Source organism: Allobosea sp. LjRoot237 (assembly GCF_964253285.1).
Lineage (GTDB): Bacteria > Pseudomonadota > Alphaproteobacteria > Rhizobiales > Beijerinckiaceae > Allobosea.
This window is the reverse complement of sequence record NZ_CAXUQP020000001.1, coordinates 1,084,896-1,111,548: the sequence shown is the minus strand read 5'-3', so window position 1 is coordinate 1,111,548 and position 26,653 is coordinate 1,084,896. Positions and strand designations below refer to the sequence as shown.

Here is a 26,653-nt window from a genome sequence, read left to right as displayed (position 1 = left end):
GCCAGATCGGATCATTCGTGGCGATCGCGCGTTCTCCACCGACGATATCGGGGAGCCGCATGTGCTGACGAAGACGAGGGACCTGCGGACCGGCCGTTCGGTCTGGCAGGGCAAGCGGCCACCGCGCTTTCCAAGGCAAGGCATCACCGCGGATATCGAGAGCGACGTCGTCGTCATCGGCGCCGGCATTTCTGGCGCCATGCAGGCCGACGCGTTGAGCGAGGCGGGCTTCCAGGTGCTGGTGATCGACCGCCGCGGGCCGGTGACGGGCTTCAGCGGCAACGGCATCACCTATAGCCGCATCGGTGCCGAAATCGTTCGGTCCGGCCTCCTCGGCAAGGGCGATCCGGACGCCGAGCTCTACGCTTTCCGCAGCTGATACTGCGCCAGCAGCGCCCTGGCGCCGCGATGCTGCGAATGACAGATCGCGACGGCGAGCGCATCCGCCGCATCGGCGCTGCGCGTCTCGGCCTTGGGCAGCAGCACGCGGATCATTGCCTGCACCTGCTTCTTGTCGGCATGGCCGACGCCGACCACGGTCTTCTTCACCAGATTGGCGGCATACTCCGCCACATCGAGCCCAGCCAGCGCCGGCACGACCAGCGCGATGCCGCGCGCCTGACCGAGCTTCAAGGCCGATTGCGGATCGCGGTTGACGAAGGTCTCCTCGACGGCGACCTCCTGCGGCTGATGCCGCGCGATCACGCTGGCGATGCCGTCATGCAGTTGCCGCAGGCGTTCGGCGAGCGACTGCTTCTCGTCGCTTTCGACCACGCCGCAGGCGACGAAGGACAGCTTCGTGCCCTCGCTGACGACGATGCCCCAGCCGGTCTTCCTGAGACCGGGATCGAGGCCGAGAATGCGAATCGGATCGGACATGCGCGAACGCTATTCCCGATCGGGCTCCGGCGCACCCCGTCGTTGCGCGAGCCGGGGCCGAGGCAGAAGCCTCGACCCATTTTAGTGACGCCAGTGACAACGCCTTGCTCAGGCGCCCTTCAGGCGGGTGTTGCACTGGCTGTAATAGCCGCCACCCTTCTGGATCCATTTCAGGTCGCCATTGCCGCCATTGGCCTTGTTGGCATTGTACTGGTCGTTGCAGGTCTTGAAGCGCTGCTTGCCGGCCGAGAGGGTCGAGTATTTCGGATCGACCTTGCTCGGAAACATAGCATTGCCGGTTGCGGCGGGCGCGGCTGTGGGCTTGGCGGGTGCGCTGGCGACAGGCTTGGCCGGCGCGGTCGCGGCCGGAGCAGTCGTCGCAGCGGGGGTTGCGGCAGCCGGAGCGGCCACGTCACTGCATTGCGCCTTGCGGAAATCATTCCACGACTGCCCGCCGAGCGTATTGCCGGCCTTGGCAGCGTTGTACTTGGTGCTGCATTCCTTCATCGACAGTGCGAGCGCCGGCGACGAGGTCTGCAGCATGAGGCCGCCGGTGAGCGCGAACAGTCCGGCGGCAAGTGCAAATCTGGTGCGTGTCATGATCGTCATCTCCCTGTGGGATCAGGTTGATGCAGCGTCGACCAGACGGAACATTCCGGAAGGTCTCGCGGCTGATCGACGCTAGGATCGCCAAGATGAACGCGCGATGACGGACCTCATTACAGTTTTGTAAGGCAGCCGGTCAGCGGCTTGCCACCAGTCCGGACCGGCGCGAAATGCTCTTCGGCCAAGGAACCGAACGAAAAGCAGGGCGCTCTTTACGCCACCGATGAACGACACTCATCGCTGCCATCACTGCAACAGGGGTTGATCGGCCGGCGCCTTGCGTGAAGGTAGAAAATCCTTCCCCGGCGTTCCGATGACAAACCTCCTGATCTCGCTTTTTCCCGGTGTCTCGCTTGACGGCATCGCCGTCCTGATCGGCGCGACCTTGCTCGGCGGCCTGGTCCGCGGCTTCACCGGCTTCGGCTTCGCCATGGTGTTCATGCCGCTGGCCTCGATCGTGCTCGGGCCGGTCGCAGCGCTCGGGCTGATCTGGGTCATCGACCTGCCCTTCGCCCTGCCGCTGGCGGCGCGCTCGGCAAAACGGGCGGAATGGAGCGAGGTCATTCCGCTCCTGATCGCCGCGACGCTCACCCTGCCGCTCGGCATCGCCCTGCTCACCTGGCTCGATCGCGAGACCATGCGCTGGCTGCTGGCGCTGCTCGTGCTCGCCGCCGTCCTGCTGATGGCCTCAGGCTGGCGCTACCATGGCAAGCCCGGCATCCCGCTCTCGCTTGGCGTCGGCACCGCCTCGGGCCTGTGCAACGGTCTCGCCAGCATCGGCGGCATGCCGCTCGCCGTGTTCTGGCTCGGCGCCCAGCGCAACGACCGGCACAAGACCCGCGCCAACCTGCAGACCTATTTCGGGCTGAGCACCGTGGTCAGCGGCGCGGTTCTCTGGCTCAAGAGTATCATCACCTTCACCTCGCTCGTGATGGCGTTGCCGCTCTTCGCCGTCTATGGCGCGGGCCTCTGGCTCGGCACCCACGCCTTCGGCCTGGCGTCCGAACAGACCTTCCGCCGCATCGCCTATCTGACGATCTTCCTGAGCGCGCTCGTCAGCCTGCCGTTCTGGGACGGGCTGATCGGGCGCTGAACTCAGCCGCCGAGCTTGGCCATCACCTCGTCGGCGATCTCGAAATTCGCGAAGACGTTCTGGACGTCGTCGTCATTGTCGAGCGCTTCCATCAGCCGCATCATCGACGCCGCCTTGTCCTCGTCGAGCGGGGCGGTCGTCGTCGGGCGCCAGACCGGCTTGGCCGAGGCCGGCGCGCCGAGCGCGGCCTCCAGCGCCTTCGAGACCTCGTTGAGCGAATCGAAGGCGCACAGGATGACGTGGCCGTTCTCGTCGCTGATCACGTCGTCGGCGCCGGCCTCGATCGCGGCCTCCATCACCTTGTCGGCATCGCCGGCTTCGGCGGGATAGCTGATCTCGCCGACGCGGTTGAACATGAACGAGACCGAGTTGCTCTCGCCCAGTGCCCCGCCCGCCTTGGTGAAATAGGAGCGCACGGCAGAGGCGGTGCGGTTGCGGTTGTCGGTCAGAGCCTCGACGATGACGGCCGCCCCGCCCGGGCCATAGCCCTCATAGCGCACCTCGTCATAGTTCTCGCTGTCGCCGCCCAGCGCCTTCTTGATGGCGCGCTCGATATTGTCCTTCGGCATGTTCTCGGCACGCGCGGCGAGCACGGCCATGCGCAGGCGCGGGTTCAGGTTCGGGTCCGGCATGCCCATCTTGGCGGCGACGGTGATTTCGCGGGCCAGTTTCGAGAACAGCTTGGAGCGCACCGCATCCTGCTTGCCCTTGCGGTGCATGATGTTCTTGAACTGTGAATGGCCGGCCATACGCTCAAATCTCCGCTGTTATGCGCCGGCCGGCTTATACTCAGCCGGCTCGGCGCGAGGCAAGCGCGGCGACAGCGTTTCCCGCGCCCCCATGCTTAAGCGTTTATTCGCGAACTGTCCGCAATGTCGCGGGCAGGCCCACCAGCGGAATAGAACGCAGCGCGCATGACTAACGCCATCGCCGAGCACGCGGCGCGCCTGCGAACCTTCCGGATCGACGCCATCGACATCGGCCTGCTGCGGCAGCAGGCCGAGTTTGCGCGCCGGCGCCTGCCGGACTTGCTGCCGGAGTTGCATGAGCATTTCGAGGCCTGGCCCGAAATCCTGAGCGCGATGCAGCGGCCGGAGGTGCACGAGCTCAGGCTCGCGCACTGGATCAGGCTGGTGTCGGGCGAGCTCGATGACGGCTATCTCCAATCCGCGCACGCTGTCGCCAGCGCCCTTAACGACAACGGCGTTCCAGCCCATGCGGTGGCAATCTGTCACGCGATCGTCGGCAATGCGGTCGGAGCCGAACTCGGTCTGCTGCGCGACGGCCTCGCCAAGCTCAGCCATTTCTGGCAGGCGAAGGAATACAACCGCCGCATTGCGCTGCGCGCCGCCCTGCAGAAGGCGGTGCAGCTCGATCTCGAACTGCTGCTCGAGACCTATTCGCATGTTCAGCGGCAGAGCCGCGAGCGCATCCAGCGCGAGATCTCGGCTTTCGAGGTCACGGTCCGGGACGTGGTCGGCGCCGTGACCGGCAGTGCCCGTGTCGTCGAGGCGACGGCGCATACCATGAACGGCATCGTCAAGGAGACTGGCACGCAGGCCGTCGCAGCCGCCCGGGCGTCGGACGAGGCTTCCGACAATGTCGGCAGCGTCGCCAGCGCCGCCGAGGAGCTGTCCATCTCGCTCAGCCAGATTTCCGAGGAAGTCGCGCGTGCCACGACCAAGGCGCACGATGCCAGCCAGGCCGCATTGCGGACTGAGGCGATCGTCAAGGGGCTCGCGCAATCGGCGCAGACGATCGGCTCCATCGTCGATCTGATCCGCGACATCGCCGCTCAGACCAATCTGCTCGCCCTCAACGCGACGATCGAGGCGGCGCGCGCCGGCGAGGCGGGACGGGGCTTCGCCGTGGTCGCGCAGGAGGTGAAACAACTGTCCGCCCGCACCGCCAAGGCGACCGACGAAATCGCGGCTCAGGTTCCGGCCATGCAGGCGGCGACGCAAGAAGCCGTCCAAGCGATCGAGAGCATCGTTGGCTTCGTCGGCGACATGGACCACACCACGCTGACGATCGCGAGTTCCGTCGACGAACAGCGGGCAGCGACCCAGGAGATCGCCCGCAGCGTCAATTTCGCCTCGCAGGGCACGCAGGAAGTCGCGCACGCCATCGCCAGCGTCAACGAATCCGCCCAGGCATCCGGCACCAGCGTCGGCGAAATGCTCGGCCTCGCCCAGACGCTTGCGCGCCAGGCCGAAACCCTGACCGAAGCCTTCGAGAACCTGACCCGGCAGAACCGCGCCGCCTGAGGGGCGACCGTCACCGACCTGTCAAGCATGGCTCATATATTCGAGCCGTTCCAATTTGCACGACAGGGCCGGGCATGACCGAAGAGACCCAATACGAATCCACCTTCGGCGCCAGCATGCTCGAGCATGACGACGCTCCGCCGCAGAACCATTCGGCCAACCCGACCATGGGCGAGCTGATCGGCCAGCGCTTCTCGCGCCGCGGCCTGCTCAAGGGCGCGCTCGCCGTCTCAGCCATCTCGGCGACGGTTGGCGCGGCCGCGCTGATGACCGCCGACGAGGCCAGAGCCCAGGCGAAGGCGTCTGCTTTCAGCTTCAAGGAGGTCGAAGCCGGGGTCGACGCCGACCATCATGTCGCAGAAGGCTATCAGGCCGACGTGCTGCTGCGCTGGGGTGATCCGCTGTTCGCGGACGCGCCGGATTTCGACCCGGCCAAGCAGACGCCGGAGGCCCAGGCCAGGCAATTCGGCTACAATAACGACTTTGTCGGCTATCTGCCGATGCCGGGTGCGGCCGATCCGTCTGCCCATGGCGTGCTCTTCGTCAATCACGAATACACCAACCCGCATCTGATGTTTCCCGGTGTCGTCGAGATCAAGGACGGCAAACCCGTGATGAAGAACGCCACGCCCGAGCGTTTCCGGATCGAGGCCATGGCACATGGCGCGACCGTCGCCGAGGTCCGCCGGACCGACGGCAAATGGGCGCTGGTGAAAGACTCCAAATACAATCGCCGCATCACCGTTGCGACCGAGATGCAGCTTTCGGGTCCCGTTGCCGGCTCCGACCGCGTGAAGACCAATGCCGATTCCAGCGGCCGCAAGGTCTTCGGCACGCTGAACAACTGCTCCGGCGCGATGACGCCCTGGGGCACCTTCGTCTCCGGCGAGGAGAACTTCCACGGCTACTTCTCCGGCAAGCTGCCGGAAGGCCATCGCGAGGAAGCCAACTACAAGCGCCTCGCCATTCCCTCGGCGCCCTATGCCTGGGGCCGGTTCGAGGAGCGCTTCGACCTCGCCAGGGAGCCGAACGAGGCCAACCGCTTCGGCTGGGTCATCGAGGTCGATCCGTTCGACCCGAACTCGGTGCCGAAGAAGCGTACCGCGCTCGGCCGCTTCAAGCATGAGGGCGCCGACAGCATCGTCGCCAAGGACGGCCGCGTCGTCGTCTATCTCGGCGACGACGAGCGCTTCGACTATGTCTACAAGTTCGTGACCACCGGCCGCTTCGACCCGAACAACCGCGCCGCCAACCTGGACTTGCTCGACACCGGCACGCTCTTTGTCGCCAAGTTCGGCGCCGACGGCTCGGTCGAGTGGCTGCCGCTGGTCTTCGGCCAGGGGCCGCTCACCGCCGCCAACGGCTTCGCCAGCCAGGCCGACGTGCTGATCGAGACCCGCCGCGCCGGCGACCTGCTCGGCGCCACCAAGATGGACCGGCCGGAAGACATCACCCCCAACGGCGTCAATGGCCGCGTCTATGTGATGCTGACCAACAACACCAGCCGCAAGGAAGACCAGGTCGACACCGCCAATCCGCGCGCCAAGAACGCCTTCGGCCACATCATCGAAATCATCGAGGATGGCGGCGATTTCACCGCGACCAAAGGCAAATGGGAAGTGCTGCTGAAATGCGGCGATCCTTCGGTCGCCGCGGTCGGTGCGAGCTTCTCGACCGAGACCAGCAAGAACGGCTGGTTCGGCATGCCTGACAACGCCGTGGTCGATTCCGCCGGGCGGCTCTGGGTCTCGACCGATGGAAACGGCTTCCCGGAAACCGGCCGGACCGACGGACTCTGGGCCGTCGATACCGAGGGCGAGGCGCGTCGGACCTCGAAGCTGTTCTACCGCGTGCCGCACGGCGCCGAGCTCTGCGGCCCCTGCTTCACGCCCGACGATACGACGGCCTTCGTCGCCGTCCAGCATCCGGGCGACGACGGTCCGGACTGGCCCGCCTTCGGCCGCCGCTCCTATTACGAGGATCTTTCGACCCGCTGGCCGGACTTCAAACCGGATATGCCGGTGCGGCCGTCCGTAGTGGCGATCACCAAGAAGGGCGGCGGCAAGATCGGGGTTTGAGGCCTTTCTCTTTCACCCCCCATCGCTGAACGCGGAAAGCGCGGGAACCCTCTCCTGTAAGGAGAGGGTAGGGTGAGGTGTAGGCCGTTTTACCAGCGGGGCGCCACGCTCACGGCGCAGTCGGGTTCAGGCTGACGATTTCCCTCCCGAACACCTCACCCCTGCCCCTCTCCTTACAGGAGAGGGGTTCCCCGCGGTTCACGCGGCATAACTGAGGGCGGCCTACGCCGCCTTCTTCGAACCGAAGGTCGGGTCGAGCTCGCCCTTGGCGTAGCGCTTGGCCATGTCCGCGAGCGTGATGACGCGCTTGATCTTCGAGGCCTGGCCGGCAGTGTTGAACTCTTCCAGCCGCTTCTTGCAGAGGGCGGTCATCGCCTCCATCGCCGGCTTCAGGTACTTGCGCGGATCGAACTCGCCGGGGTTCTCGGACAGGATCTTGCGGATCTGGCCGGTCATCGCCATCCGGTTGTCGGTGTCGATGTTGATCTTGCGCACGCCGTGCTTGATGCCGCGCTGGATCTCCTCGACCGGCACGCCCCAAGTCTGGGGCATCTTGCCGCCATACTGGTTGATCACGTCCTGGAGGTCCTGCGGCACCGAGGACGAGCCGTGCATGACGAGATGCATGTTCGGCAGCTTCTTGTGGATTTCCTCGATGACGTGCATCGCCAGGATCGCGCCATCGGGCTTGCGGGTGAACTTGTAGGCACCGTGCGAGGTGCCCATGGCGATGGCGAGCGCATCGACCTTGGTCTCGGCGACGAACTTCACCGCTTCGTCGGGATTGGTCAGGAGCTGGTCGTGGCTGAGCTTGCCCTCGAAGCCGTGGCCGTCCTCCTTCTCGCCTTCGCCGCTCTCGAGCGAGCCGAGCACGCCGAGCTCTCCTTCGACGGAGATGCCGCCGAGATGGGACATCTCGGTGACGGTCTTGGTCACGCCGACATTGTAGTCCCAGTCGCCCGGGGTCTTGCCGTCGGCCTTGAGAGAGCCGTCCATCATCACCGAGGTGAAGCCGGCCTGGATCGCGGTCATGCAGGTCGCCGGCTCGTTGCCATGGTCGAGATGCACGCAGACCGGGATGTGCGGATAGATCTCGGTGACCGCGTCCATCATGTGTTTGAGCATGATGTCGTTGGCGTAGGAGCGCGCGCCGCGCGAGGCCTGGATGATCACGGGGGCGTCCGTCGCGTCCGCCGCGGCCATGATCGCGAGCGCCTGCTCCATGTTGTTGATGTTGAAAGCCGGAACGCCGTAGTCGTTCTCGGCGGCATGGTCGAGCAATTGGCGAAGCGTGATACGGGCCACGATGATCCTCCGGTTGGGCTCTGCTTATCCGGAGGGTTTAGAATCGAACTGTGGCGGACGCAAAGCGAAAGCAGCCAAAAAGTGAACGCGATCAGCGCCCGCGCGCCTCCAAGACCCTGACGCGCTCCTCGATCGCCGCGACCTGTTCGGCAAAATCGCCCGTCACGGCCTTGGCCATGACGAGCAGACCCGCGGTGTCGCGGCGCTGCTTGCGAACGAGATCGTCGAGCCCCTCGAAGCGTGCCTCAACACGGGTGAAGCGCTCGTTCACATCGGTCCGAAACGAAGCGATATCCGCCTGAATCTTCTTCAGGATCTCGTACATTGCCGTCTGCACGTTCTCGCTCATGCACGAGAACATAGCATAAACACTGCACTCCGCAACTGTAAGCTGCGGTTCAGCTCAGCCCTTCCGCAGCGCCTCGACGCCCGGTAGCGCCTTGCCTTCCATCCATTCGAGGAAGGCGCCGCCCGCGGTCGAGACATAGGTCAGGTCCTCGGCGACGCCAGCATGGTTCATCGCCGCGACCGTGTCGCCACCACCGGCGACCGCGACGAGCTTGCCCTCGCGGACGCGCTCGGCCACGGCCTTGGCAATCGCAACCGTCGCGGTGTCGAAGGGCGGCAGCTCGAAGGCGCCGAAAGGCCCGTTCCAGACCACCGTCTTCACGGTGTTGAGCTTGAGCACGACCTCGGCGACGCTGAGTGGGCCGGCATCGAGGATCATCTCGTCCGCCCCTATCTCGTTGATCGAGACGACGCGATGGCCCGGATGGGCCCTGAACTCGCGCGCCACCAGCGCATCGACCGGCAGAATGATCTCGCAGCCTGCGGCCTTGGCCTTCTCCTCGATCTCACGGGCGGTGCCGGCAAGATCGTGCTCGCACAGGGACTTGCCGACATTGACGCCGCGCGCGGCGAGGAAGGTGTTGGCCATGCCGCCGCCGATGACGAGCACATCGACCTTCTTGACGAGGTTGCCGAGCAGCTCGAGCTTGGTCGAGACCTTGGCGCCGCCGACGATCGCCATCACTGGCCGCGCCGGGTTGTCGAGACCGGAGGAGAGCGCTTCCAGCTCGGCCTGCATGGTGCGCCCGGCATAGGCCGGCAGCAGATGCGCCAGCCCTTCCGTCGAAGCATGGGCGCGGTGGGCAGCCGAGAAGGCGTCGTTGACATAGAGATCGCCATTGGCGGCGAGCGCCTTGACGAATTCGGGATCGTTCGCCTCGTCGCCGGCGTGGAAGCGGGTATTCTCAAGCAGCAGGATTTCGCCGTTCTTGGCGGCGGCGATCGCCTTCGGCGCTTCCGTGCCGATGCAGTCGCCGACGAAGATCACCGGCTGGCCGAGCGCATGTGCCAGCGCCGGCACGACCTGCCGAAGGCTGTTCTTCTCGTCACGCCCCTTCGGTCGGCCGAAATGCGCCAGCAGGATGACCTTGCCGCCCTTCTGCGCGATCTCGCGGATCGTCGGCAGGATGCGGTCGATCCGGGTGGTGTCGGTGACCCTGCCCTCCTCCGTCGGCACGTTGAGATCGACACGGACGAGGACGCGCTTGCCGGCGAGATCGGCGTCGTCGAGGGTGCGGAAAGCAGGCATGGAGAACTCTCTCACAAGCGTTGAAACAGACTGGGATAATCCATGACGAGGCCGTCCTCGTCGACGGGGAGTTCGGCGGTGAAACTGCCATCGGCCGTCTCGAACCGGAAGAGGTTCGGTGCGAGGCAGGTATAGACCTGCTCGGTGACAAACGGCTCGAAGCTGTCGAACGGCACGAAGAGCATGGCGATGCGCCGCTGCTGTCCCGGTTGCCAGGCGCAGCGGCGGATCGGCAGCGTGTTGGTGAACGGGGTTCCGGAGAGATCGATGTCGACGCAGCCGTCGAAGGCCGGCAGGTGGCCGCGCTCGCTATCGTGCCAGAGGCCATCGCGCCGTGTCATGGCGAGACGACGGCCATCGGTCGTCGCGACCTCGAAGGCCCTGACCGTGAAGTCAGGATCGCAGTCGATCCGATAGGTCGCACCGTAGTGCTGCCCGTCGCGCTCGCCGATCAGCACGGAATCGGCGCGAAGACCATTCGTGCCCGCTCGCAGCGTGAGATGCTCGAGCCCGTCGCCTTCCAGCGCCTGCCAGCGGACATTGCGCCCGCCCGCAAGTTCGGCGGCCGGGCGAAAGCTCATCGCGGCAGGATCGGTGGCAGCACGCCGGGAACGCCGCTTTTCAGCACGATCACCGTCAGGATGACGGTCAGGATCGCCGTGACGATCCCGGTGAGCAGCAGCGCGCCGAAGCGCGGTGTCGCGTTGACGCGCTGGCGCAGCGCCGAGAACTCCTCGCGCAGGCCGGCGAAGTCCATGGTGCCCGCGGCGAGCTCGACCTTCTGGGCGCTGCGGTCGAGCGAAGCTTCGGCGCGGGTCAGCACCGCCTCGTAGCGCGCGAACTTCTCTTCGATCCGGGCTGCCTTGTCCTCGATCCGCGAAAGCTGGTCGAGCTTGCGCGGATCGCTGGCCGCAAGTGGCTCGGCGATCTTCATCTCAGCCGGCTTCGGCTCGGGGACGCGAGCCGCGGCGATCTCGGCCATGCTCGGCGCCGGCGGCACGGCGATGGTCTCGACGGGCGTGCTCGGCGTGGCGACGGTCGGCTCGATCTTGTTCATTGCGCGGTCCGTTCCTCGGCGATGTGGACGCAGCCGCGCCAGATAAGGCGCGGCTGCAATGGGAGTGTGCGTCAGATCAGCTTCGCCATGGCGACGGCAGTGTCGCTCATGCGGTTCGAGAAGCCCCACTCGTTGTCGTACCAGGTGAGGATGCGGACGAACTTCTCGTCCAGGACCTTGGTCTGGTCGAGCGCGAAGGTCGACGACGCCGGATCGTGGTTGAAGTCGATCGAGACGTTGGGCTGGTCGGTGACGGCGAGGATGCCCTTCAGGGCGCCGCGCTTGCTCGCCTTGATGATCGCCTCGTTGATCTTCTCGACCGTGGTCTTGCGCTTCGAGATGAACTTGAAGTCGACGACCGAGACGTTCGGCGTCGGCACGCGGATCGAGGTGCCGTCGAGGCGACCCTTGAGCTCGGGGATGACGAGGCCGATCGCCTTGGCGGCACCGGTCGAGGTCGGGATCATCGACATCGCGGCGGCGCGGCCGCGGTAGAGGTCCTTGTGCATCGTATCGAGCGTCGGCTGGTCGCCGGTATAGGCATGGATCGTGGTCATGAAGCCCTTGTCGATACCAACCGCGTCATGCAGCACCCTGACCACCGGGGCCAGGCAGTTGGTGGTGCAGGAGGCGTTCGAGACGACGATGTGATCCTTGGTCAGGGCGTCGTTGTTGACGCCGAAGACCACAGTCAGGTCGGCGCCGTCGCAGGGAGCCGAAACCAGCACGCGTTTGGCGCCGGCGGCAAGATGGGCCGCCGCCTTGTCGCGGGTCGTGAAGATGCCGGTGCATTCCAAAGCGATGTCGACGCCGAGCGCCTTGTGCGGCAGGTCCTTGGGATCGCGGATCGCGGTGACCTTGATCGGGCTGCGGCCGACATCGATCGTGTCGCCGGAGACGGTCACCGTGCCGGGGAAGCGGCCATGCACGGAGTCGAAGCGGAAGAGATGGGCGTTGGTCTCGACCGGGCCGAGATCGTTGATCGCCACGACCTCGATGTCCTTGCGCTTCGACTCGATGATCGCGCGCAGCACGTTGCGCCCGATACGGCCGAAGCCGTTGATCGCCACCTTGACCGTCATCTCAATCCTCTCCTTCGCCGTTCGCCGGCAGGACCGGCGTCATTCACGCGGGCAAATCGGCCAAACCATGGCGGAACGCAAGGGCAGGCCTTAAAAATTTCAAGGAAGCTCAGCCGTTGTGACGCTTGATCGCTGCCTCGGCAACCGCCTCCGGCGTAATGCCGAAATGCTTGTAGACCTCCTTATAGGGCGCGCTCGCCCCGAAGGAGGACATGCCGACGAAGCTGCCATCGGCGCCGATCACGCCATCCCAGCCGAAGCGCACGGCAGCCTCGATCGCGATCTTGATCGGCGCATCGCCGATGATCGCGGCCCTGGTCGCCTCGTCCTGCTCCAGCAGCGCTTCGAGCGAAGGCACCGAGACGACGCGGGCGCGAATGCCCTTCTCGGCCAGGAGCTTGCGGGCAGCGACCGCAATCTCGACCTCGGAGCCCGAGGCGAAGAGCGAGACCTGGGCCTTGCCACCCTCGGCCGCCAGCAGCTCGTAGGCGCCCTTGGCCGAACGGTTCGTCGCCGTGCCGTCGGTGCGGACCGGCGCCAGGTTCTGGCGCGAGAGCGCCAGCACGGTCGGCCCATCGGTGCGCTCCAGCGCGATCTGCCAGGCCTCCGCTGTCTCGATCGCATCGGCGGGACGCAGCACGCGCATGTTCGGCATGGCGCGCAAGCTGGCGATCTGCTCGACCGGCTGGTGGGTCGGGCCGTCCTCGCCGAGGCCGATCGAATCATGGGTCATGACGTAGACGACCGGCAGGCCCATCAGCGCGGCGAGCCGCATCGACGGGCGGGCATAATCGGCGAAGACCAGGAAGGTACCGCCGGCGGTGCGGAAACCGCCATGCAGCGTGATGCCGTTCATCGCCGCGGCCATGCCGTGCTCGCGGATGCCGTAGCGGACATAGCGGCCCTTCGGCGTCTTCGGCGTGAAGTCCTCGGCCGCCTTGGTGCGTGTGTTGTTGGATGGCGTGAGATCGGCCGAGCCCATCACCAGCTCCGGCATCACCGGCATGATGGCTTCAAGCGCCAGCTCCGAAGCCTTGCGGGTCGCGACCGTGACCGGGCTCGCTGCGAGCGCCTTCTTGTGAGCGACGAGCGCCTTGCCGAGCTTGGCCGGAGGGGTGAGCGACAGCCGGCGCTCGAACTCGCTGCGCTTGCGCTCGGACAGCGCAGCCAGGCGCGTGTTCCATTGCTTGCGCTCGGCGAAGCCGGTGGCACCGAAGCCGCGCCAGGCCTTGAGCACGTCGGCCGCGACCTCGAACGGCCCGCCGGTGATGCCGAGCGCCTTCTTGGCAGCGGCGAGTTCCTCGGCACCGAGCGGCTCGCCATGCGCCTTCGAGGTGCCGGCCTTCTTCGGCGCACCGAAGCCGATCACGGTCTTGCAGGCGATCAGCGTCGGCTTGTTCGACTTCTGGGCTCGGCGGACCGCCGCCTCGATCGCATCGGGATCATGCCCGTCGACGCGCTCGGCCTTCCAGCCGCAGGCCTTGAAGCGCGCGACCTGGTCGACCGAATCGGAGATCGAGAGCGGCCCGTCGATCGAGATGCCGTTATCGTCCCAGAACACGATCAGCTTGTTGAGCTTCTGATGGCCGGCGAGCGCGATCGCCTCCTGGCTGATGCCTTCCATCAGGTCGCCGTCGGAGGCGAGCACATAGGTCTTGTGGTCGACCAGCTTCTTGCCGAACTCGGCGGCGAGCATGCGCTCGGCCATCGCCATGCCGACCGCGGTGGCGAGCCCCTGGCCGAGCGGGCCGGTGGTGGTCTCGACGCCGGCAGTCATGAAGTTCTCGGGGTGCCCCGGGGTCTTCGATTCGAGCTGGCGGAACTTCTTGAGGTCGTCGAGCTCCAGGCCCGGCGTGCCGGTGAGGTAGAGCAGCGCGTAGATCAGCATCGAGCCGTGGCCGGCCGAGAGCACGAAGCGGTCGCGATCGGGCCAGCGCGGTTCGGCGGCATCGTATTTCAGGATGCGGGTGAAGAGCACGGTCGCGACATCAGCCGCACCCATCGGCAGGCCGGGATGGCCGGACTTCGCCTGCTCGACGCCATCCATGGCGAGCGAGCGTATGGCATTGGCGAGCCGCTCGTGCAAAGCGCGGTCGATCGCGGGCGTCGTCATGAAGTCTCTCCGGCGAGGCGGGAACGAGACTCGCGCGCCGGAGCTGTCCGGGGGCGAGCAGCGAACTTGCGAAAAAGGTCGCGCGTTCGATAGGCCGCCGGCTCAAGCGGAGTCAATTCGCCATACGCCGTGCAGGCCAAAGCGGAGCAAATCTTCCGTGACTGATTCAAAAGTGCCGTGTCGCCATGCTGGAATGGCGGGCGAATGGACCGCGGCCTATCGTCGCCACCAAACGAAAGAGCCCGGCCTCACGGCCGGGCTCTTCTGTCGTTGTCGCTGGCCCGAAAGCCGCGAATTACTTCTTGCCGAGGGCGCCCAGCGCGCCGAAACGCGAGTTGAAGCGCGAGACACGGCCGCCGCGGTCCAGCATGTGCTGGGTACCGCCGGTCCAGGCCGGGTGGGTCTTCGGGTCGATGTCGAGATTGAGGGTGTCACCCTCCTTGCCCAGCGTCGAACGCGTGAAGTATTCGGTGCCATCGGTCATGACGACCTTGATGGTGTGGTAGTCGGGATGAATGCCGGTCTTCATGGCGAAATCCTCAATTGTCGAAAAGCGGGTGGCCGGAACTCGGCGCACATCGCCGGCTCTTCGAACAATTCGTATGAGCCTGTCGTGAAGTCGGGTGCCCATAGCGCAGCCGCAGCGACGGTGCAAGCTTTTCGGGATAGGTAAGCGTGGCGAACGAGACCAAGGAAGACACCAAGGCGCGGCCGGATTTCAGCGCCCTGCGCTCGTTCTGGCCCTATGCGCTAGCGCAGAAGCAGCGGATCGCCTTCGCGCTCGTCGCGCTGATCGTCGCCTCGGTGGCGACGCTGATACTGCCGATGGCGGTGAGGCGCGTCATCGATGTCGGCTTCTCCGGCGGCGAGCAGCAACTGGCGAATTCCTATTTCGCCATCCTGATCGGCGTCGTCGCCGTGCTGGCGCTGGCGAGCTCGTTCCGTTTTTATCTGGTGATGACGGTCGGCGAGCGCGTCGTCTCGCAATTGCGCGCCGACGTCTTCGCGCACCTGACCCGGCTCGAGCCGGCCTTCTTTGACGCCAGCCGCGCTGGCGACCTGGTCTCGCGCCTGACCGCAGACACCACCCAGATCAAGTCGACCTTCGCCTCGACCGCCTCGATCGCGCTGCGCAACGGCATCATGTTCCTCGGCGCGCTCGTCATGATGATCGTGACCAGCCCGCAGCTCTCGGCGATCGTGATCGGCGCGATTCCCCTGATCGTGCTGCCACTGGTGTTCTCCGGTCGCACCGTGCGCAAGCGGGCCCGTGCGGCGCAGGACCGGCTCGCCGATGCCTCGGCCTTCGCCGCCGAGGCGATCGGCGCGATCCGGACCATGCAGTCCTTCGGCGCCGAGCGTGAGACGACGCGGCGCTTCCAGGGCGCCTCGGATGGCGCTTATGACGCCTCGCGCGATGCGACGCGCTCGCGCGCCTGGCTCTCCGGCATCGCGATTTTCCTGGTCTCGGCCAGCGTCGTGCTGGTGCTCTGGGTTGGTGCGACCGAGGTCTTCGCTGGGCGGATGAGTGGCGGGCGCCTGTCGCAATTCGTGCTCTATGCCGTGCTGGCGGCGAGCTCGCTCGGCCAGCTCTCGGAGGTCTATGGCGACATCTCGGCTGCAGCCGGCGCTGCCGGACGGCTCGGCGAAATCCTCGCTACCAAACCGGCCATCACCGCGCCGCCCCACCCCAAGGCGTTGCCTATGCCGGCGGTCGGCGCCCTCGCCTTCGAGGGCGTCTCCTTCCGCTATCCCGGCCGTAGCAATCTCGCGCTCGCCGATCTCGATCTTGCGATCAGGCCGGGCGAACGCGTCGCGCTGGTTGGCCCATCCGGCGCCGGCAAGAGCACGGTGCTGCAGCTGGCGCTGCGCTTCTACGACCCCTTCGCCGGCCGCGTCGTCGTTGATGGCGTCGCCGGGCCGGAGGCCGACCCGACCGACTGGCGCAGCCGCTTCGCGCTGGTGCCGCAGGAGCCAACCGTGTTCGGCGTCTCGGTCGCCGACAACATTGCCTATGGTCGGCCCGGCGCGGCCCGCGCGCAGATCGAGGAAGCCGCGCAGCTCGCCGCCGCCGACGGCTTCATCCGGGCGCTGCCTGATGGTTACGACACCGTCATCGGCGAGCGCGGCGTCACCTTGTCGGGCGGCCAGCGCCAGCGTCTCGCCATCGCGCGCGCCGTGCTGAAGGACGCCCCGATTCTCTTGCTCGACGAGGCGACCTCGGCGCTCGATTCGGAAAGCGAGCGCGCCGTGCAGGACGCGCTCGACCGACTGATGCAGGGGCGGACCACGCTGGTCGTGGCCCATCGGCTCGCCACCATCCTCTCCGCCGACCGCATCCTGGTGATGGAGGACGGCCGGGTCGTCGAGGAAGGCACGCATGCCGCCCTCGTCGCCAAGGGCGGGCTCTATGCGCGGCTGGCTGCGCTGCAGTTCGGGTTGGAGGCGGCCTGACTTCCTTCTGCCTTTCAGAGCTTCCTTCTCCCCTCGGGGGAGAAGGTGCCGGCAGGCGGATGAGGGTGGTACGACCGGGTGAGACAAGGACAGACTGCAGCCGTCCTTCCCTCATCCGTCAGCGCTTCGCGCTGCCACCTTCTCCCCCGAGGGGAGAAGGAAGGCCTCCAGCAGCGCCGCCGTGTCCAGCAGGCTTCGCTTGCGCGCGACTTGTGCCGGCGTCTGCCCTTCCGCATTGCGCATCGTTGGATCGGCCCCCACCGCGAGCAGGAACTCGACGAGATCGCAGGCGCTGGTGTCGTCGTCCGGCAGGCAGAACAGTGGCGCCTCGCCCGAGCGGACCGGCGCATTGGCGAGCGTCGGTTCCTTGGCAAAAAGCGTCTCCAGCCGCTCGATCTCGCCGGCCTCGCACAGCGCTTCGATGTCGTGGCTGCGCGAGGCCAGATAGATCTGCGCGGCGCTGGCGCCTTGATGACGCGCCCAGCCGAGCGGGGTCGAGCCATAGCGACGCTCGATCGGATCGATCTGCGCACCCGCCTCGACCAGCAGCGCGACGATCTCGATCGCACCGCTCCCGGCCGCCTTGTGCAGGGCCCGGACGCCGTCGCGCGTCTCGGCATCCGGCGAGACGCCTAGGCGCAGTGCCAGCGCTGCGATCTCCGATTTACCCTGCCGGATCGCGACCAGCAGCGGCGCCGGGCTGAGCAGGAAGTCCGGATTGCCGTCGAGCAGCCGGCGTGCCTCGGCTTGGTCGCCACGCGCAACCGCAGCGGTGAAGGCCTCCTGTCCGCTGAGTTCGACCGGGCTGGCGCCATTCTCGATCAGCAGGCGAACGAGATCGCTGCGACCGTCGAGCATGGCCTGCTTGACCAGACTCTGCTTCGAATAGGCGTTGACCGCCTGCGCCCGGGCGCCATGGGCTAGGAGCCAGGCGGCGCGTTTCGGCTGGCGCGGCACGGCGTTGCCGAGCAGGTAGTCGAGCGGCGGTGCCGGCAATTCACGCACAGGCTCATGCCAACGCCCGGTCTCGCCACGCTTCTCCGTCTCGCTCCAGAGCAGGTCGAGCCAGGTGATATCGTCGGCACCGAGCGACGAGTTGTAGAGCGCCTGGCCATTGAGCGGATCGGCGCCGCGGGCGATCAGGAGCCGCGCCAGCGCCTCGGCCTGCGGATGCGAGGGCTGGTTGCCCTCGCCACCGCCGATGACGCCGGTCAGCGGGGTGAAGTGGTTGGTGCCGTCGCTGAACAGCGCGTTCGGATCGGCGCCATGGTCGAGCAGGAGCTGCGCGAGCGCGACGGCGTTGCGTGACAAGGCTTCGTTCGGCAGGCGCGTGAAGGCGAGGCGGACCAGCGGCATCCAGCCGTCGAAATCACTCGGCTTGTTCGCAACCGCGGCGTCCTTGCCGAGGAAGGCGCTGACCGCATTGAGATCATGCGCAGCGACGGCGGTGTGGATGCTGTCGCCGGTGATCTCGGGATGGCGTTCGAGCAGGCGCTGCGCCAGTGCGCCGCGCGCCGGCCGGTCGGCCTCGTACTCGCCCCAGCTTTGGGTGCCGGGCCTGACGCCGTAGCGCAGCGCCGACTTCTCCAGGAACAGCGCAACGAGCGCGGCATGGCCGCGCGCCGCAGCCTCGCGCGCGGCGAGTTCCTGCTTCAGCGCCGCCCAGCTCGCCAGCCCGTAGTCGCGCGCCAGCGCATGCTGGACCTCGCGCAGCTTGGCCGCGCCGGCATGGTCCGGGATCAGCTTGCGGAAACGGGCAAGAGCTTCAGTATCGCCGGCCTCGATCTCCTTCAGCCAGCGCTTGGCCTGGCGGCGGATCGTCTCGAGGGTCGAGCGGGGCGTGAGTTCGCGGGTGGGATCGGACATGGGCCTTCCTTCCGAAGAAAGCCTGATGTCCGCTCGACAGGCCGGAAGAAAGCGAGATGCGATGTCGTCGCTCGGTATGGGTGGGAGCAGGCTCCCTTGCCGCGGACTGGTGGCGCCCCATGCGCTCTACCCGGATGAAAAGCGCATGGCGGCGGTGGAGTCAATCGGTGTCGCGAAGCGCCGATGCAGTCCGCGGGGAACCCTCTCCTGTAAGGAGAGGGCAGGGTGAGGTGTAGGCCGCTTGACCAGCTCCGCGAGCGCTCGCGGCGCGGTCGGGTTCGGGCCAACGATTCCTCTCCCGAACACCTCACCCCTGCCCCTCTCCTTCCAGGAGAGGGGATCTCCGTCGCGTCCCCTGCGCTCGAGTCAGCCGCTCACTTCGCCCACTTGGCGCCCACCAGCTCGTCCCACTTCCTGAAGGCGACGACCATCTTGTCGGGTTTCAGCGGCAGCTCGATCGGGTTGTTGGCGATCAGGTCGGCATATTCCGGCCGGCCGAACTCGGCGATGACCTTCTGGCTCGCTTCCGGCGCCAGTGAGAGCGGCACGTTCTTCACCGCCGGGCCCGGATAGAGATAGCCCTCGTCATAGGAATAGGCCTGCATCTTCGGCGTCAGCACATGCGCCATGATGTCGAGCACCACGGCGAGGCGATCATTGGGCAGGCCCTTCGGCACGCACATGAAGAAGGCGTCCGAGACCCAGTGGAAGCCCTTCAGCGTCTGGATCTTGGCTTCCTTCGGCACGATGCCGAGCGCGCGCGGATTGATGTCCCAGCCGGTGGTCGAGATGATGATGTCGCGCGAGCCGTCGCCGAACTCCTTCATCGTCGCGCCGGTTCCGGCCGGATAGTACTCGATGGACTGGCCGAGCTCCTGCAGATAGGCCCAGGTCTTGTCCCAGCCGCCGACCGGGTCCTGTGGGTCCTTGTCGCCGAGGAGGTAGGGCAGGCCCATCATGAAGGTGCGGCCCGGGCCGGAATTGGTCGGGCGGGCATACATGAACTTGTTCGGATTGGCCTTGGCCCAGGCGAGCAGCTCCTCGGCCGTGGTCGGCGGGCTCTTCACTCGGTCCGGCATGTATTCGAGCAGCGGGCCGGAGGGGTAGTAGTTGACGACCACGCCGAAGCCGTCGCCCTGGACCTTGTGCAGGTTGAGCGCGGCCGGCTCGTAATTGGCCTCGATGTTCGGGAACTTGTCGGAGAAGTCGGGCAGGATCTTCTGCCAGAGCTTCTGGTCGAGCCCAGCGGCGAGGCCGTCGCTGCCGGTCAGGATCAGGTCGAGATCGACCTTGCCGGCATCCTGCTGCGCCTTGAGCTTGCTGGCGAGTTCGGGCGCCGGCGCCTTCACGAAGGCGATGCGCGAGACCAGCTTGGGATTGGCGGTGCGGTAGTCCTCGAAAGCCCTCTGCATCAAGGCGAGCGCGCCGCCGACATCCATGACGCTGATCACGACGGGGCTGGTCGGCAGCGGCGGCGAGGCGGCGAATGCCGGACCGCCGGCGGCAAGCGCGCCGAGGCCACCGAGAACGGTGCGGCGGTCGATGCCATGAAGATGCTTGGTCATTGCCTTCCCCCTTTGTTGTCGCGCCGTTCCAGCGGCGGTCATGCGTCGTAGCGACGTTCCTGATCGGCGAGGCGGACCCGCCTGACGAAAAGCTCATCCGACCACTCGACCTCGCCCTCCGCAAGCGCGATGCCATGCGCTTCGAGCGCAGGGCGGATCGCGGCGAGTGCGTGGCTGGAGGCCATGGCGAAAGCCTGCTCTGGCGTCGCTATGCCCCAGGCGACGACATTGCGCACCGCCTTGTCCAGGCAGAGCGCCGAGCCAGCGAGCAGTCCCGCTTCCTGCCGGACCGAACCATCAGGCATGCGATCGACGGCCATGCCGGCAAAATGGTAGCGGCCGACCGGCGCGGCAGCCGCAACCACCGCGTCCGTAACGAGGATCGAGCGCTCGACCCCCTTGGCCCGGATCAGCGCGGCGAGCGCCTTGGGATGGACATGGATGCCATCGGCGATGAAACCGGCCATCAGCCTGTCCTCGGCGAGTTGGGCGAAGATCGGGTTGGCGAGCTTGTGCAAGGTTTGCGGCAGGCCGTTGCCAAGATGGGTCGAGAGCAACAAGCCGGCATCGGCCGCGGCCGAGACCTGATCGAAATCGGCAGCCGAATGCCCGATCGCGACGATCTTGCCGGCATCCGCCAGCGCCTTCGTCAGCGCGACCGCGCCTTCGCGCTCGGCAGCGAGCGTCACCATCAGGATCGGCCGCGACAGGCCGCGTTCGACCTCGGCGATCAGCTCCGGCTTTGCTGTCGTCATCGCCGCGGGAGGGTGGCAGCCGTGATAGCCCGGCGCCGGGTTCAGGAACGGGCCTTCAAGATGATAGCCCGGGCACATCAGCGGGCCGAGCCGGCTGCCGGCGACCGCGGCATCGAGCGCCCGAAAGCGCTCGATCAGCTCATGCGGGTAGGCGGTGATGATCGTCGGCAGGCAGTGCGTGACGCCAGTCGCCAACATCGCCTCCAGGGCCCGATCGAGATCGGCCGCCGTGATCGCCGGGTTGTTGAAGTCGACCCCGGCGAAGCCGTTGATCTGGAGATCGACGAGGCCAGGCGAGACGGGCATGACCCGCTCAACCCGTCTTCAGCAGCGAAGCGGCCGGCGGATCGAGGAACAGCACCGTGTTGGGATGGCGTTGCAGGATCGAGGCCGGGTGCAGCGGCGTGATCTCGCCTTCGAGCGCGTCCTTCACCGCCTGAGCCTTGCGGGCGTCCGGCACCGAAAGCACGATCAGCTCGCTCTTCAGGATCTGGCGGATGCTCATCGAGATCGCCTGCTCCGGCACCGCGGCGAGACTCTCGAACCAGCCCTCGCCGAATTGCTGGTTGCGACAGGCCTCGTCGAGGGTGACGACGATATAGGGCTCGTCCGTCTCGAAATCGGCCGGCGGATCGTTGAAGGCGAGATGGCAGTTCTCGCCGAAGCCGGCGAAGCAAAGATCGATGCGGCGCCCTGCGATCAGCCCATTGAGGCGTCTGGTCTCGGCGACAGGATCGCCCTCGCCGTTAACCGGAATGAAGGCTGGCTTGACGGTGAGCGGTGCGAGGAAGCGCTCCTTCAGATAACCGCGGAAGCTCGCCGGATGGCTCTCGGGCAGGCCGACATATTCGTCGAGATGGAAGGCGGTGACCTTCGACCAGTCGATGCCCTCGGCGGCAACGAGGTTCTGCAGCATCTCGAACTGGCTCGCGCCGGTGGCGACGATGATCGTCGCCTGCCCATGGCGTGCGATCGCAGCGCGGATCGTCTCGGCGCCGAGCGCCGCTGCCTGCCGGCCGAGCTCGTTCTTGTCGGGGGTGATGCGGATGTCGGTCATGCTGCTCCTGCCGGCTCGGCCGCGGCGGTCGGCGTGGTACACTACCATACCAGCCCTCATGCTAGCATGGGCGCAAGACGGCGCACCTATCGCAAAGGCATGGCACGCCGCCGCTTTTCGCGGGATTTGCGCGCATAGGTTTGTGTCGGGCCGTCAGGCTCTTCCTATGGGCGTTGGCCAGTGAGCGGCAGCAATGCGAGCCGCGCGATCACGCAGGAACGTAGGTCAACCTGATCACGTCCTCGCCGACTCGATCGCTGGCCATAAGGCGGAGCGGCGGCCGCGGGCCAGCAAAGAATGGCCTGCCGCGACCCAGCACGACCGGGTGCAAATACAGTCGATACTCATCGATGAGGCCAAGGTCGGTCAGGCTTTGCGCCAGCTCTGGTCCGGAGACCGTGATCTCCCCGGCAAGTCGAGCCTTCAGCCCACGGACCACCGCCTCGAGGTCGTCCTCGACGAGCGTGGCGTTGGGGCCGATGGACTTCAACGAGCGCGACACCACCCATTTCGGCTGGCTCCGCCACGCCGCCGCGAACTCGCGCCGCTCCGCGCCCCACTCAGGATCGTTTTCATCCCAATAGCGCATGATCTCGTACATGCGGCGGCCGTACACACTGCCGGCCAGGCCGCGCACGTGCTCGATCCAGTGACGAAAGAGGGCCGCATCAGGCGCGAATGCCTGATGGTCGACATATCCGTCCAGCGACAGGTTCATTCCGAAGACGAGCTTCGCCATGCTGCAAGACCTCCAATGCAGCGTCAGGATAGCTCGAACGCCCCGCGGACGTGACAGTAGGGAGGGCCGCCCGCCGGTGACGCCATGCCTCATCATGCAACCAAATCGTTGCGTGATGGACGCCCACGTGCTAGCAACGCGCCATGGACCTCGACCGCCTCTTCCGGGCGCTGGCCGATCCGACCCGGCGGCGCATGGTGAGCGAGCTGGCCGAGCGGGACGGCCAGACGCTGTTCGAGCTGCATGTCCGCCTGATCAGCTGGCACGGGGCGAGCCTCTCCCGGCAAGCCCTGTCGAAGCATCTGCAGCTGCTGGAGGAGGCCGGCCTGGTCCGTACCGAATGGCGCTGGCGCAGCAAGCACCATTTCCTTGAGCGCTCGCCGCTGCGGCAGATGTGGGATGTGTGGATGCGGCCTCTGGCCGAGCCGCCAGAGAAGGAGACAAGCGATGCCGATCAAGATCGTCGTGACGAGCGTGCTGGTCGATGACCAGGAGAAGGCGCTGCGCTTCTATCGTGACATTCTCGGCTTCGAGCTGAAGCACGACATCCCGATGGGCAAGCATCGCTGGCTGACCCTGACCTCACCCGGCGACCCGGACGGCGTCGAGCTATTGCTCGAGCCGGATGAGCATCCGGCTGCAAAGCCCTTGAAGACCGCCCTGGTCGCCGACGGCATCCCGGCGACCTCTTTCGGAGTCGAGGACGTCCATGCCGAGCATCAGCGGCTGTCGGCGCTCGGCGTCGCCTTCACCCAGCCGCCGGTCCATCTCGGCCCGGTCACCACCGCGGTGTTCGACGATACCTGCGGCAACCTGATCCAGATCGCCCAGCGGCATTGAGGGGCCGGCCGCCACAGCAGCCTGTCCGCCTCACCGCTCGGTGATCTTGAACTCGATCCTGCGGTTGCGGCGCCAGGCGTCGTCGTTGTTGGCGACGTCGAGCGGCTGGAACTCGCCGAAGCCGGTCGCGGCGATGCGGTCGGCGGGAATCCCCTTGCTGACCAGGTATTCCACCACGGCGACGGCACGCGCCGTCGACAGGCTCCAGTTCGACGGGAATTGCGCGGAGCGGATCGGCCGGTTGTCGGTATGGCCGTCGACGCGCAGGATCCAGGGCAGGTCCGGTGGCATCTCGCGGCCGAGATCGACGATGATGGCTCCGAGCTTGTCGAGCTCGCCGCGCCCCTCCGGCTTCAGCACGGCCTGGCCCGCGTCGAAGAAGACCTCGGACTGGAAGACGAAACGGTCGCCGACGACGCGGATATCCGGCCTCGTGCCGAGCACCTGGCGCAGGCGGCCGAAGAAATCGGAGCGATAGCGCGCCAGCTCCTGCACGCGCTGGGCCAGCGCGACATTGAGGCGCGAGCCGAGCTCGGAGATGCGCGTCTGCGATTCCTTGTCCTTGGCCTCGGCAGCGCCGATCGCCTCCTCCAGCGCCGCGAGCTGACGGCGCATGGCGACGATCTGCTGGTTGACCATCTCGACGGTCGCCTGAGCCTTGGCGGAGAGCTGCTTTTCGGCGTCGAGCGCCTTCTGCGTGTCGGCGAGCTGGGCTGGAGCGTTGCTACTGGCAGCGCCGTCGAGCAGCCCCTGCACGCGGGCGCGTTCTGCCTGCTCGCTGGCGAGCGATGATTGCAGCAAAGCGAGCGAATCCTTGGCTTCTTTGCCAGTCGACCGTTCGAGGGCGAGCAGGTCGCTGAGCTCGGAGATCTGGCGATTCAGCCGGTCGAGCACCGTGTCCCGGCCGCTGATCTCCTGCGACAGGAAGAACTGGCCGAGGACGAAGACGGAAAGCAGGAAGACGATGCCGATCAGCATCGTCGAGAGCGCGTCGACGAAGCCCGGCCAGAAATTCACCTCTTCCCGGCGATGTGCGCGCGACAGGGCCATGGCGTTGCCTATCTCCTCAAGGGCTATGTCGTCCCGGGCACTATGCCGGAAATCCAAATCACCGAGAATATTCCAGCCGGCGATGGCAGGCAGGAGATCCGCGGGGACCCCTTCTCCCGTGTGGGAGAAGGGCAGGGATGAGGGCCTGCCCTATCCGTAAGAGGTCGCAGCGGCGCCGTTGCGTTTCAGTAATCGGCGGCGGTCCCTCACCCCTGCCCCTCTCCCATCCGGGAGAGGGGTTCCCCGCGCTCTCTACCCCGTCCGTCATCGCTGTCCTCTGACCGGCTCATGACTCACCGACGCGTTCGGCGGCGAGGCGCTCGATCAGGCGCTTCAGGTCCTTCTCGCGCGCCGCCTGCGCCTCGACCCAGTCGCGGATCAATTGCTGCTCGGAGCGCATATGCTGGACGAGGCCCTGGATGCCCTCGGCGAGGTTCGCGAGCGCCTGCGTCGCGGCGCGATTGTTGCTCCCGTCCTGCATCGCCGCCTGCAGCTTGTCGAGGCGCTCGACCACGATGTCGCCGGATGCCGGACCGGCGACCGGCAGCGCCAGCGGGATGGTCGCGGAGTTCGCGGTGGCGGAACCGAGATAGTCTTCGACCTCGTTGCGGAAGCGGCGCTGCGCCTGGCCGAGCTGGAGATCGAGGAAGCCGAGCAGAACCGCGCCGGCGATGCCGAACAGCGAAGCCGAGAAGGACAGGGCCATACCGGCGAGCGGTGCGGCGAGGCCCGTCTTGAGCTCGTCGAAGAGCACGCCCGCCTCCGCGCCGGTGCGCAGGCTCTTGATGACGGTGCCGATCGACGAGATGGTTTCGAGCAAGCCCCAGAACGTCCCGAGCAGGCCGAGGAAGACCAGAAGTCCGGCGATATAGCGCAGTACCTCGCGCCCGTCATCGAGCCGGACCGCGATCGATTCGAGCAGGGTCGCAGCCTGGGACGGGGCGAGCGTGCGACGCTCCAGCGCCGGCAGCGCGGCGCCGAGCGGGCTGATCACCTGATTGCGCCGGATCGCCACGCCTGCCGGGTTGGCGGCGAGACGGGTGGCGGCGCGCGCCTCGCTATCGATACGCCAGAGCTCGCGCAGCGTGATCAGCACGCCGACAGCAAGCGCGCCAAGGATCAGGCCGTTGAGGCCGGGATTGGCCATGACCGCGGTGACGAGGTTGGCGTGCAGGATGTAGACGAGGAAGCCGATCAGCGCGAGGAAGATCAGCGCGCGCAGGGCGTAGCGCAGCGGGCGGGAGAACCGGAACGTCTGCGGCCGATGCATCACCGTCGCCGAACTTCCCTCAGCCAGGGGCTCCAGCGGCTGGACCTCGGGGGCCGCCTCGTCATTGGCCATGCCTGCTCATCCGATCCGGTTTCGTCGCGGCGGCGACTGTCGCCTCCCGCCACGCAAGGATCAAGCAGGAAAGCGCGGTGTCGCGCTCAGAGCACAGTCTTCAATGCCGCCCGCAACGCCGGCTCGCCGGCTTCGTTGCCGCAGATCACGTCCTTGGCTGATGTCGGCTGCTTGCCGTCGAGCGTGCCGAAAGTGCCGCCCGCCTCGCGCACCATCACCGCAGCGGCGCCGAAATCCCAGGTATTGAGGCCGCGCTCCCAATAGGCGTCCATGCGGCCGGCGGCGACATAGGCGATGTCGAGCGCGGCCGAGCCCATACGGCGGACATTGGCGAAGCGGCTCATCACCGCCCCCAGCTCCTTCAGGAAGAGCGGGTGGCCGCCCTTGCCGATATGCGGCACGCCCATGCCGATCAGCATGTCGGCCGATTCGCGCCGGCCGGAGACGCGCATGCGGCGGTTGTTGACATAGGCGCCCTTGCCCTTCTCGGCGATGAAGAGCTCGTCCTTGGCGGCGTCATAGACCACGCCGGCGATGAACTGGTTGTCGCGCTCCAGCGCCACCGAGATATTCCAGTGCGGGATGCCGCGCAGGAAGTTGTGGGTGCCGTCGAGCGGGTCGACATGCCAGCGATTGCTCTCGTCGGTTCCGACGACGACGCCGCTCTCCTCCATGACGAAGCCGTAGCCCGGCCGCGCCTTTTCCAGCGCCGCGCGCAGGATCTCCTCGGCCTTGTGGTCGGCCTTGGAGACGAAATCGCCCGGGCCCTTGGCCAGGACCTGCAGATTCTCGACCTCGCCGAAATCGCGCTTCAGCGAACGCGACGCCTTCATCACGGCATCGGTCATCACGGTCATCAGGGGCGAGCGGATCATTATCAAAACCTCCGGCGCTCGAAGCGCGGCAGA

The 26,653-nt window shown here is 66.7% G+C and carries 26 protein-coding genes; 7 read left to right on the top strand and 19 right to left on the bottom strand.

From position 1 onward, the window contains the following. Positions 1-61: 61 nt before the first annotated feature. Complete coding sequence (locus ACSQ24_RS05310) at positions 62-379, top strand: FAD-dependent monooxygenase (RefSeq protein ID WP_436093681.1); 318 nt, start codon at positions 62-64, stop codon at positions 377-379. On the opposite strand, the gene ruvC is transcribed toward ACSQ24_RS05310, so the two are convergent. Beyond that, a complete protein-coding gene (ruvC, locus tag ACSQ24_RS05305) occupies positions 361-879 on the bottom strand; it encodes a crossover junction endodeoxyribonuclease RuvC (protein ID WP_436093680.1) in 519 nt (172 codons plus the stop codon). The genes ACSQ24_RS05310 and ruvC overlap by 19 nt on opposite strands. Positions 880-987: 108 nt before the next feature. Next, positions 988-1,488, bottom strand: coding sequence for a hypothetical protein (locus ACSQ24_RS05300; RefSeq protein WP_436093679.1), 501 nt, complete (start codon positions 1,486-1,488; stop codon positions 988-990). 310 nt (positions 1,489-1,798) lie between these two features. On the opposite strand from ACSQ24_RS05300, the gene ACSQ24_RS05295 reads away from it, so the two are divergent. Then, positions 1,799-2,578 (top strand): sulfite exporter TauE/SafE family protein, encoded by a 780-nt coding sequence (locus ACSQ24_RS05295; RefSeq protein WP_436093678.1) that lies wholly within the window; start codon positions 1,799-1,801, stop codon positions 2,576-2,578. Positions 2,579-2,580: 2 nt separating this feature from the next. Here the strand turns inward: ACSQ24_RS05295 and ACSQ24_RS05290 are convergent, their stop codons facing one another. After that, entirely contained in the window at positions 2,581-3,327 is a 747-nt protein-coding gene (locus tag ACSQ24_RS05290; RefSeq protein ID WP_436093677.1) for a YebC/PmpR family DNA-binding transcriptional regulator, read from the bottom strand. A gap of 165 nt (positions 3,328-3,492) precedes the next feature. Between ACSQ24_RS05290 and ACSQ24_RS05285 the strand changes: the two genes are divergently transcribed. Both ACSQ24_RS05285 and ACSQ24_RS05280 read left to right on the top strand, forming a co-directional pair. Further along, positions 3,493-4,845: a methyl-accepting chemotaxis protein gene (locus ACSQ24_RS05285; protein WP_436093676.1), complete on the top strand. Its 1,353-nt coding sequence runs from the start codon at positions 3,493-3,495 to the stop codon at positions 4,843-4,845. A gap of 74 nt (positions 4,846-4,919) precedes the next feature. Further along, positions 4,920-6,923, top strand: coding sequence for a PhoX family protein (locus ACSQ24_RS05280; RefSeq protein WP_436093675.1), 2,004 nt, complete (start codon positions 4,920-4,922; stop codon positions 6,921-6,923). Positions 6,924-7,145: 222 nt separating this feature from the next. Here ACSQ24_RS05280 and fba read toward each other — a convergent pair whose 3' ends face one another. The 8 genes from fba to rpmE form a co-directional block, all read right to left on the bottom strand. Then, the gene (gene fba / locus ACSQ24_RS05275; RefSeq protein WP_436093674.1) at positions 7,146-8,228 is read right to left on the bottom strand and encodes a class II fructose-bisphosphate aldolase; all 1,083 of its coding nucleotides are present in this window, start codon (positions 8,226-8,228) and stop codon (positions 7,146-7,148) included. A gap of 91 nt (positions 8,229-8,319) precedes the next feature. Further along, entirely contained in the window at positions 8,320-8,577 is a 258-nt protein-coding gene (locus tag ACSQ24_RS05270; protein WP_436093673.1) for a hypothetical protein, read from the bottom strand. A gap of 54 nt (positions 8,578-8,631) precedes the next feature. Next, positions 8,632-9,825: a phosphoglycerate kinase gene (locus tag ACSQ24_RS05265; RefSeq protein ID WP_436093672.1), complete on the bottom strand. Its 1,194-nt coding sequence runs from the start codon at positions 9,823-9,825 to the stop codon at positions 8,632-8,634. Positions 9,826-9,836: 11 nt separating this feature from the next. Further along, entirely contained in the window at positions 9,837-10,406 is a 570-nt protein-coding gene (locus tag ACSQ24_RS05260; protein WP_436093671.1) for a putative glycolipid-binding domain-containing protein, read from the bottom strand. Continuing rightward, positions 10,403-10,882, bottom strand: a complete 480-nt coding sequence (locus ACSQ24_RS05255) for a hypothetical protein (RefSeq protein WP_436093670.1) — start codon at positions 10,880-10,882, stop codon at positions 10,403-10,405. The genes ACSQ24_RS05260 and ACSQ24_RS05255 overlap by 4 nt, the downstream gene beginning before the upstream one ends. Before the next feature lie 71 nt (positions 10,883-10,953). Beyond that, entirely contained in the window at positions 10,954-11,964 is a 1,011-nt protein-coding gene (gene gap / locus ACSQ24_RS05250; protein ID WP_436093669.1) for a type I glyceraldehyde-3-phosphate dehydrogenase, read from the bottom strand. A 109-nt stretch (positions 11,965-12,073) separates the two neighbouring features. Then, complete coding sequence (gene tkt / locus ACSQ24_RS05245; RefSeq protein ID WP_436093668.1) at positions 12,074-14,077, bottom strand: transketolase; 2,004 nt, start codon at positions 14,075-14,077, stop codon at positions 12,074-12,076. A gap of 295 nt (positions 14,078-14,372) precedes the next feature. Further along, positions 14,373-14,606 (bottom strand): 50S ribosomal protein L31, encoded by a 234-nt coding sequence (rpmE, locus tag ACSQ24_RS05240; RefSeq protein WP_066471911.1) that lies wholly within the window; start codon positions 14,604-14,606, stop codon positions 14,373-14,375. A gap of 146 nt (positions 14,607-14,752) precedes the next feature. Here rpmE and ACSQ24_RS05235 point away from each other — a divergent pair, with 146 nt between their 5' ends. Further along, positions 14,753-16,531 (top strand): ABC transporter transmembrane domain-containing protein, encoded by a 1,779-nt coding sequence (locus ACSQ24_RS05235; RefSeq protein WP_436093667.1) that lies wholly within the window; start codon positions 14,753-14,755, stop codon positions 16,529-16,531. A gap of 111 nt (positions 16,532-16,642) precedes the next feature. Here the strand turns inward: ACSQ24_RS05235 and ACSQ24_RS05230 are convergent, their stop codons facing one another. From ACSQ24_RS05230 to ACSQ24_RS05210, 5 genes are all read right to left on the bottom strand, one after another. Continuing rightward, positions 16,643-18,397 carry an ankyrin repeat domain-containing protein gene (locus tag ACSQ24_RS05230; protein ID WP_436093666.1) on the bottom strand — a complete coding sequence of 585 codons (1,755 nt, stop codon included), beginning with the start codon at positions 18,395-18,397 and terminating at the stop codon, positions 16,643-16,645. A 374-nt stretch (positions 18,398-18,771) separates the two neighbouring features. Next, a complete protein-coding gene (locus ACSQ24_RS05225) occupies positions 18,772-19,962 on the bottom strand; it encodes an ABC transporter substrate-binding protein (RefSeq protein ID WP_436093665.1) in 1,191 nt (396 codons plus the stop codon). 38 nt (positions 19,963-20,000) lie between these two features. Beyond that, entirely contained in the window at positions 20,001-21,023 is a 1,023-nt protein-coding gene (locus ACSQ24_RS05220; RefSeq protein WP_436093664.1) for an N-acetylglucosamine-6-phosphate deacetylase, read from the bottom strand. Between the two features lie 7 nt (positions 21,024-21,030). Then, the gene (locus ACSQ24_RS05215; protein ID WP_436093663.1) at positions 21,031-21,774 is read right to left on the bottom strand and encodes a glucosamine-6-phosphate deaminase; all 744 of its coding nucleotides are present in this window, start codon (positions 21,772-21,774) and stop codon (positions 21,031-21,033) included. Positions 21,775-21,982: 208 nt separating this feature from the next. Next, positions 21,983-22,513, bottom strand: coding sequence for a dihydrofolate reductase family protein (locus ACSQ24_RS05210; RefSeq protein ID WP_436093662.1), 531 nt, complete (start codon positions 22,511-22,513; stop codon positions 21,983-21,985). 143 nt (positions 22,514-22,656) lie between these two features. Here ACSQ24_RS05210 and ACSQ24_RS05205 point away from each other — a divergent pair, with 143 nt between their 5' ends. Further along, complete coding sequence (locus tag ACSQ24_RS05205; protein WP_436093661.1) at positions 22,657-23,001, top strand: ArsR/SmtB family transcription factor; 345 nt, start codon at positions 22,657-22,659, stop codon at positions 22,999-23,001. Beyond that, the gene (locus ACSQ24_RS05200) at positions 22,961-23,353 is read left to right on the top strand and encodes a VOC family protein (protein WP_436093660.1); all 393 of its coding nucleotides are present in this window, start codon (positions 22,961-22,963) and stop codon (positions 23,351-23,353) included. The genes ACSQ24_RS05205 and ACSQ24_RS05200 overlap by 41 nt, the downstream gene beginning before the upstream one ends. 30 nt (positions 23,354-23,383) lie before the next feature. Here the strand turns inward: ACSQ24_RS05200 and ACSQ24_RS05195 are convergent, their stop codons facing one another. From ACSQ24_RS05195 to ACSQ24_RS05185, 3 genes are all read right to left on the bottom strand, one after another. After that, positions 23,384-24,403, bottom strand: coding sequence for a peptidoglycan -binding protein (locus tag ACSQ24_RS05195; RefSeq protein WP_436093659.1), 1,020 nt, complete (start codon positions 24,401-24,403; stop codon positions 23,384-23,386). A 286-nt stretch (positions 24,404-24,689) separates the two neighbouring features. Then, positions 24,690-25,745 (bottom strand): flagellar motor protein MotA, encoded by a 1,056-nt coding sequence (locus tag ACSQ24_RS05190; RefSeq protein WP_436093658.1) that lies wholly within the window; start codon positions 25,743-25,745, stop codon positions 24,690-24,692. 86 nt (positions 25,746-25,831) lie between these two features. Further along, on the bottom strand, positions 25,832-26,620 hold the full coding sequence (locus ACSQ24_RS05185) for an inositol monophosphatase family protein (protein ID WP_436093657.1): 789 nt from the start codon (positions 26,618-26,620) through the stop codon (positions 25,832-25,834). Between the last annotated feature and the right edge of the window lie 33 nt (positions 26,621-26,653).

Bases quoted from the DNA above. Each gene is read 5' to 3' on its own strand.
- ruvC (WP_436093680.1), bottom strand. From the start codon at position 879: ATGTCCGATCCGATTCGCATTCTCGGCCTCGATCCCGGTCTCAGGAAG.
- ACSQ24_RS05300 (WP_436093679.1), bottom strand. From the start codon at position 1,488: ATGACGATCATGACACGCACCAGATTTGCACTTGCCGCCGGACTGTTC.
- ACSQ24_RS05295 (WP_436093678.1), top strand. From the start codon at position 1,799: ATGACAAACCTCCTGATCTCGCTTTTTCCCGGTGTCTCGCTTGACGGC.
- ACSQ24_RS05290 (WP_436093677.1), bottom strand. From the start codon at position 3,327: ATGGCCGGCCATTCACAGTTCAAGAACATCATGCACCGCAAGGGCAAG.
- ACSQ24_RS05285 (WP_436093676.1), top strand. From the start codon at position 3,493: ATGACTAACGCCATCGCCGAGCACGCGGCGCGCCTGCGAACCTTCCGG.
- ACSQ24_RS05280 (WP_436093675.1), top strand. From the start codon at position 4,920: ATGACCGAAGAGACCCAATACGAATCCACCTTCGGCGCCAGCATGCTC.
- ACSQ24_RS05270 (WP_436093673.1), bottom strand. From the start codon at position 8,577: ATGAGCGAGAACGTGCAGACGGCAATGTACGAGATCCTGAAGAAGATT.
- ACSQ24_RS05265 (WP_436093672.1), bottom strand. From the start codon at position 9,825: ATGCCTGCTTTCCGCACCCTCGACGACGCCGATCTCGCCGGCAAGCGC.
- ACSQ24_RS05260 (WP_436093671.1), bottom strand. From the start codon at position 10,406: ATGAGCTTTCGCCCGGCCGCCGAACTTGCGGGCGGGCGCAATGTCCGC.
- ACSQ24_RS05255 (WP_436093670.1), bottom strand. From the start codon at position 10,882: ATGAACAAGATCGAGCCGACCGTCGCCACGCCGAGCACGCCCGTCGAG.
- gap (WP_436093669.1), bottom strand. From the start codon at position 11,964: ATGACGGTCAAGGTGGCGATCAACGGCTTCGGCCGTATCGGGCGCAAC.
- tkt (WP_436093668.1), bottom strand. From the start codon at position 14,077: ATGACGACGCCCGCGATCGACCGCGCTTTGCACGAGCGGCTCGCCAAT.
- rpmE (WP_066471911.1), bottom strand. From the start codon at position 14,606: ATGAAGACCGGCATTCATCCCGACTACCACACCATCAAGGTCGTCATG.
- ACSQ24_RS05230 (WP_436093666.1), bottom strand. From the start codon at position 18,397: ATGTCCGATCCCACCCGCGAACTCACGCCCCGCTCGACCCTCGAGACG.
- ACSQ24_RS05225 (WP_436093665.1), bottom strand. From the start codon at position 19,962: ATGACCAAGCATCTTCATGGCATCGACCGCCGCACCGTTCTCGGTGGC.
- ACSQ24_RS05220 (WP_436093664.1), bottom strand. From the start codon at position 21,023: ATGCCCGTCTCGCCTGGCCTCGTCGATCTCCAGATCAACGGCTTCGCC.
- ACSQ24_RS05215 (WP_436093663.1), bottom strand. From the start codon at position 21,774: ATGACCGACATCCGCATCACCCCCGACAAGAACGAGCTCGGCCGGCAG.
- ACSQ24_RS05210 (WP_436093662.1), bottom strand. From the start codon at position 22,513: ATGGCGAAGCTCGTCTTCGGAATGAACCTGTCGCTGGACGGATATGTC.
- ACSQ24_RS05205 (WP_436093661.1), top strand. From the start codon at position 22,657: ATGGACCTCGACCGCCTCTTCCGGGCGCTGGCCGATCCGACCCGGCGG.
- ACSQ24_RS05200 (WP_436093660.1), top strand. From the start codon at position 22,961: ATGCCGATCAAGATCGTCGTGACGAGCGTGCTGGTCGATGACCAGGAG.
- ACSQ24_RS05195 (WP_436093659.1), bottom strand. From the start codon at position 24,403: ATGGCCCTGTCGCGCGCACATCGCCGGGAAGAGGTGAATTTCTGGCCG.
- ACSQ24_RS05190 (WP_436093658.1), bottom strand. From the start codon at position 25,745: ATGGCCAATGACGAGGCGGCCCCCGAGGTCCAGCCGCTGGAGCCCCTG.
- ACSQ24_RS05185 (WP_436093657.1), bottom strand. From the start codon at position 26,620: ATGATCCGCTCGCCCCTGATGACCGTGATGACCGATGCCGTGATGAAG.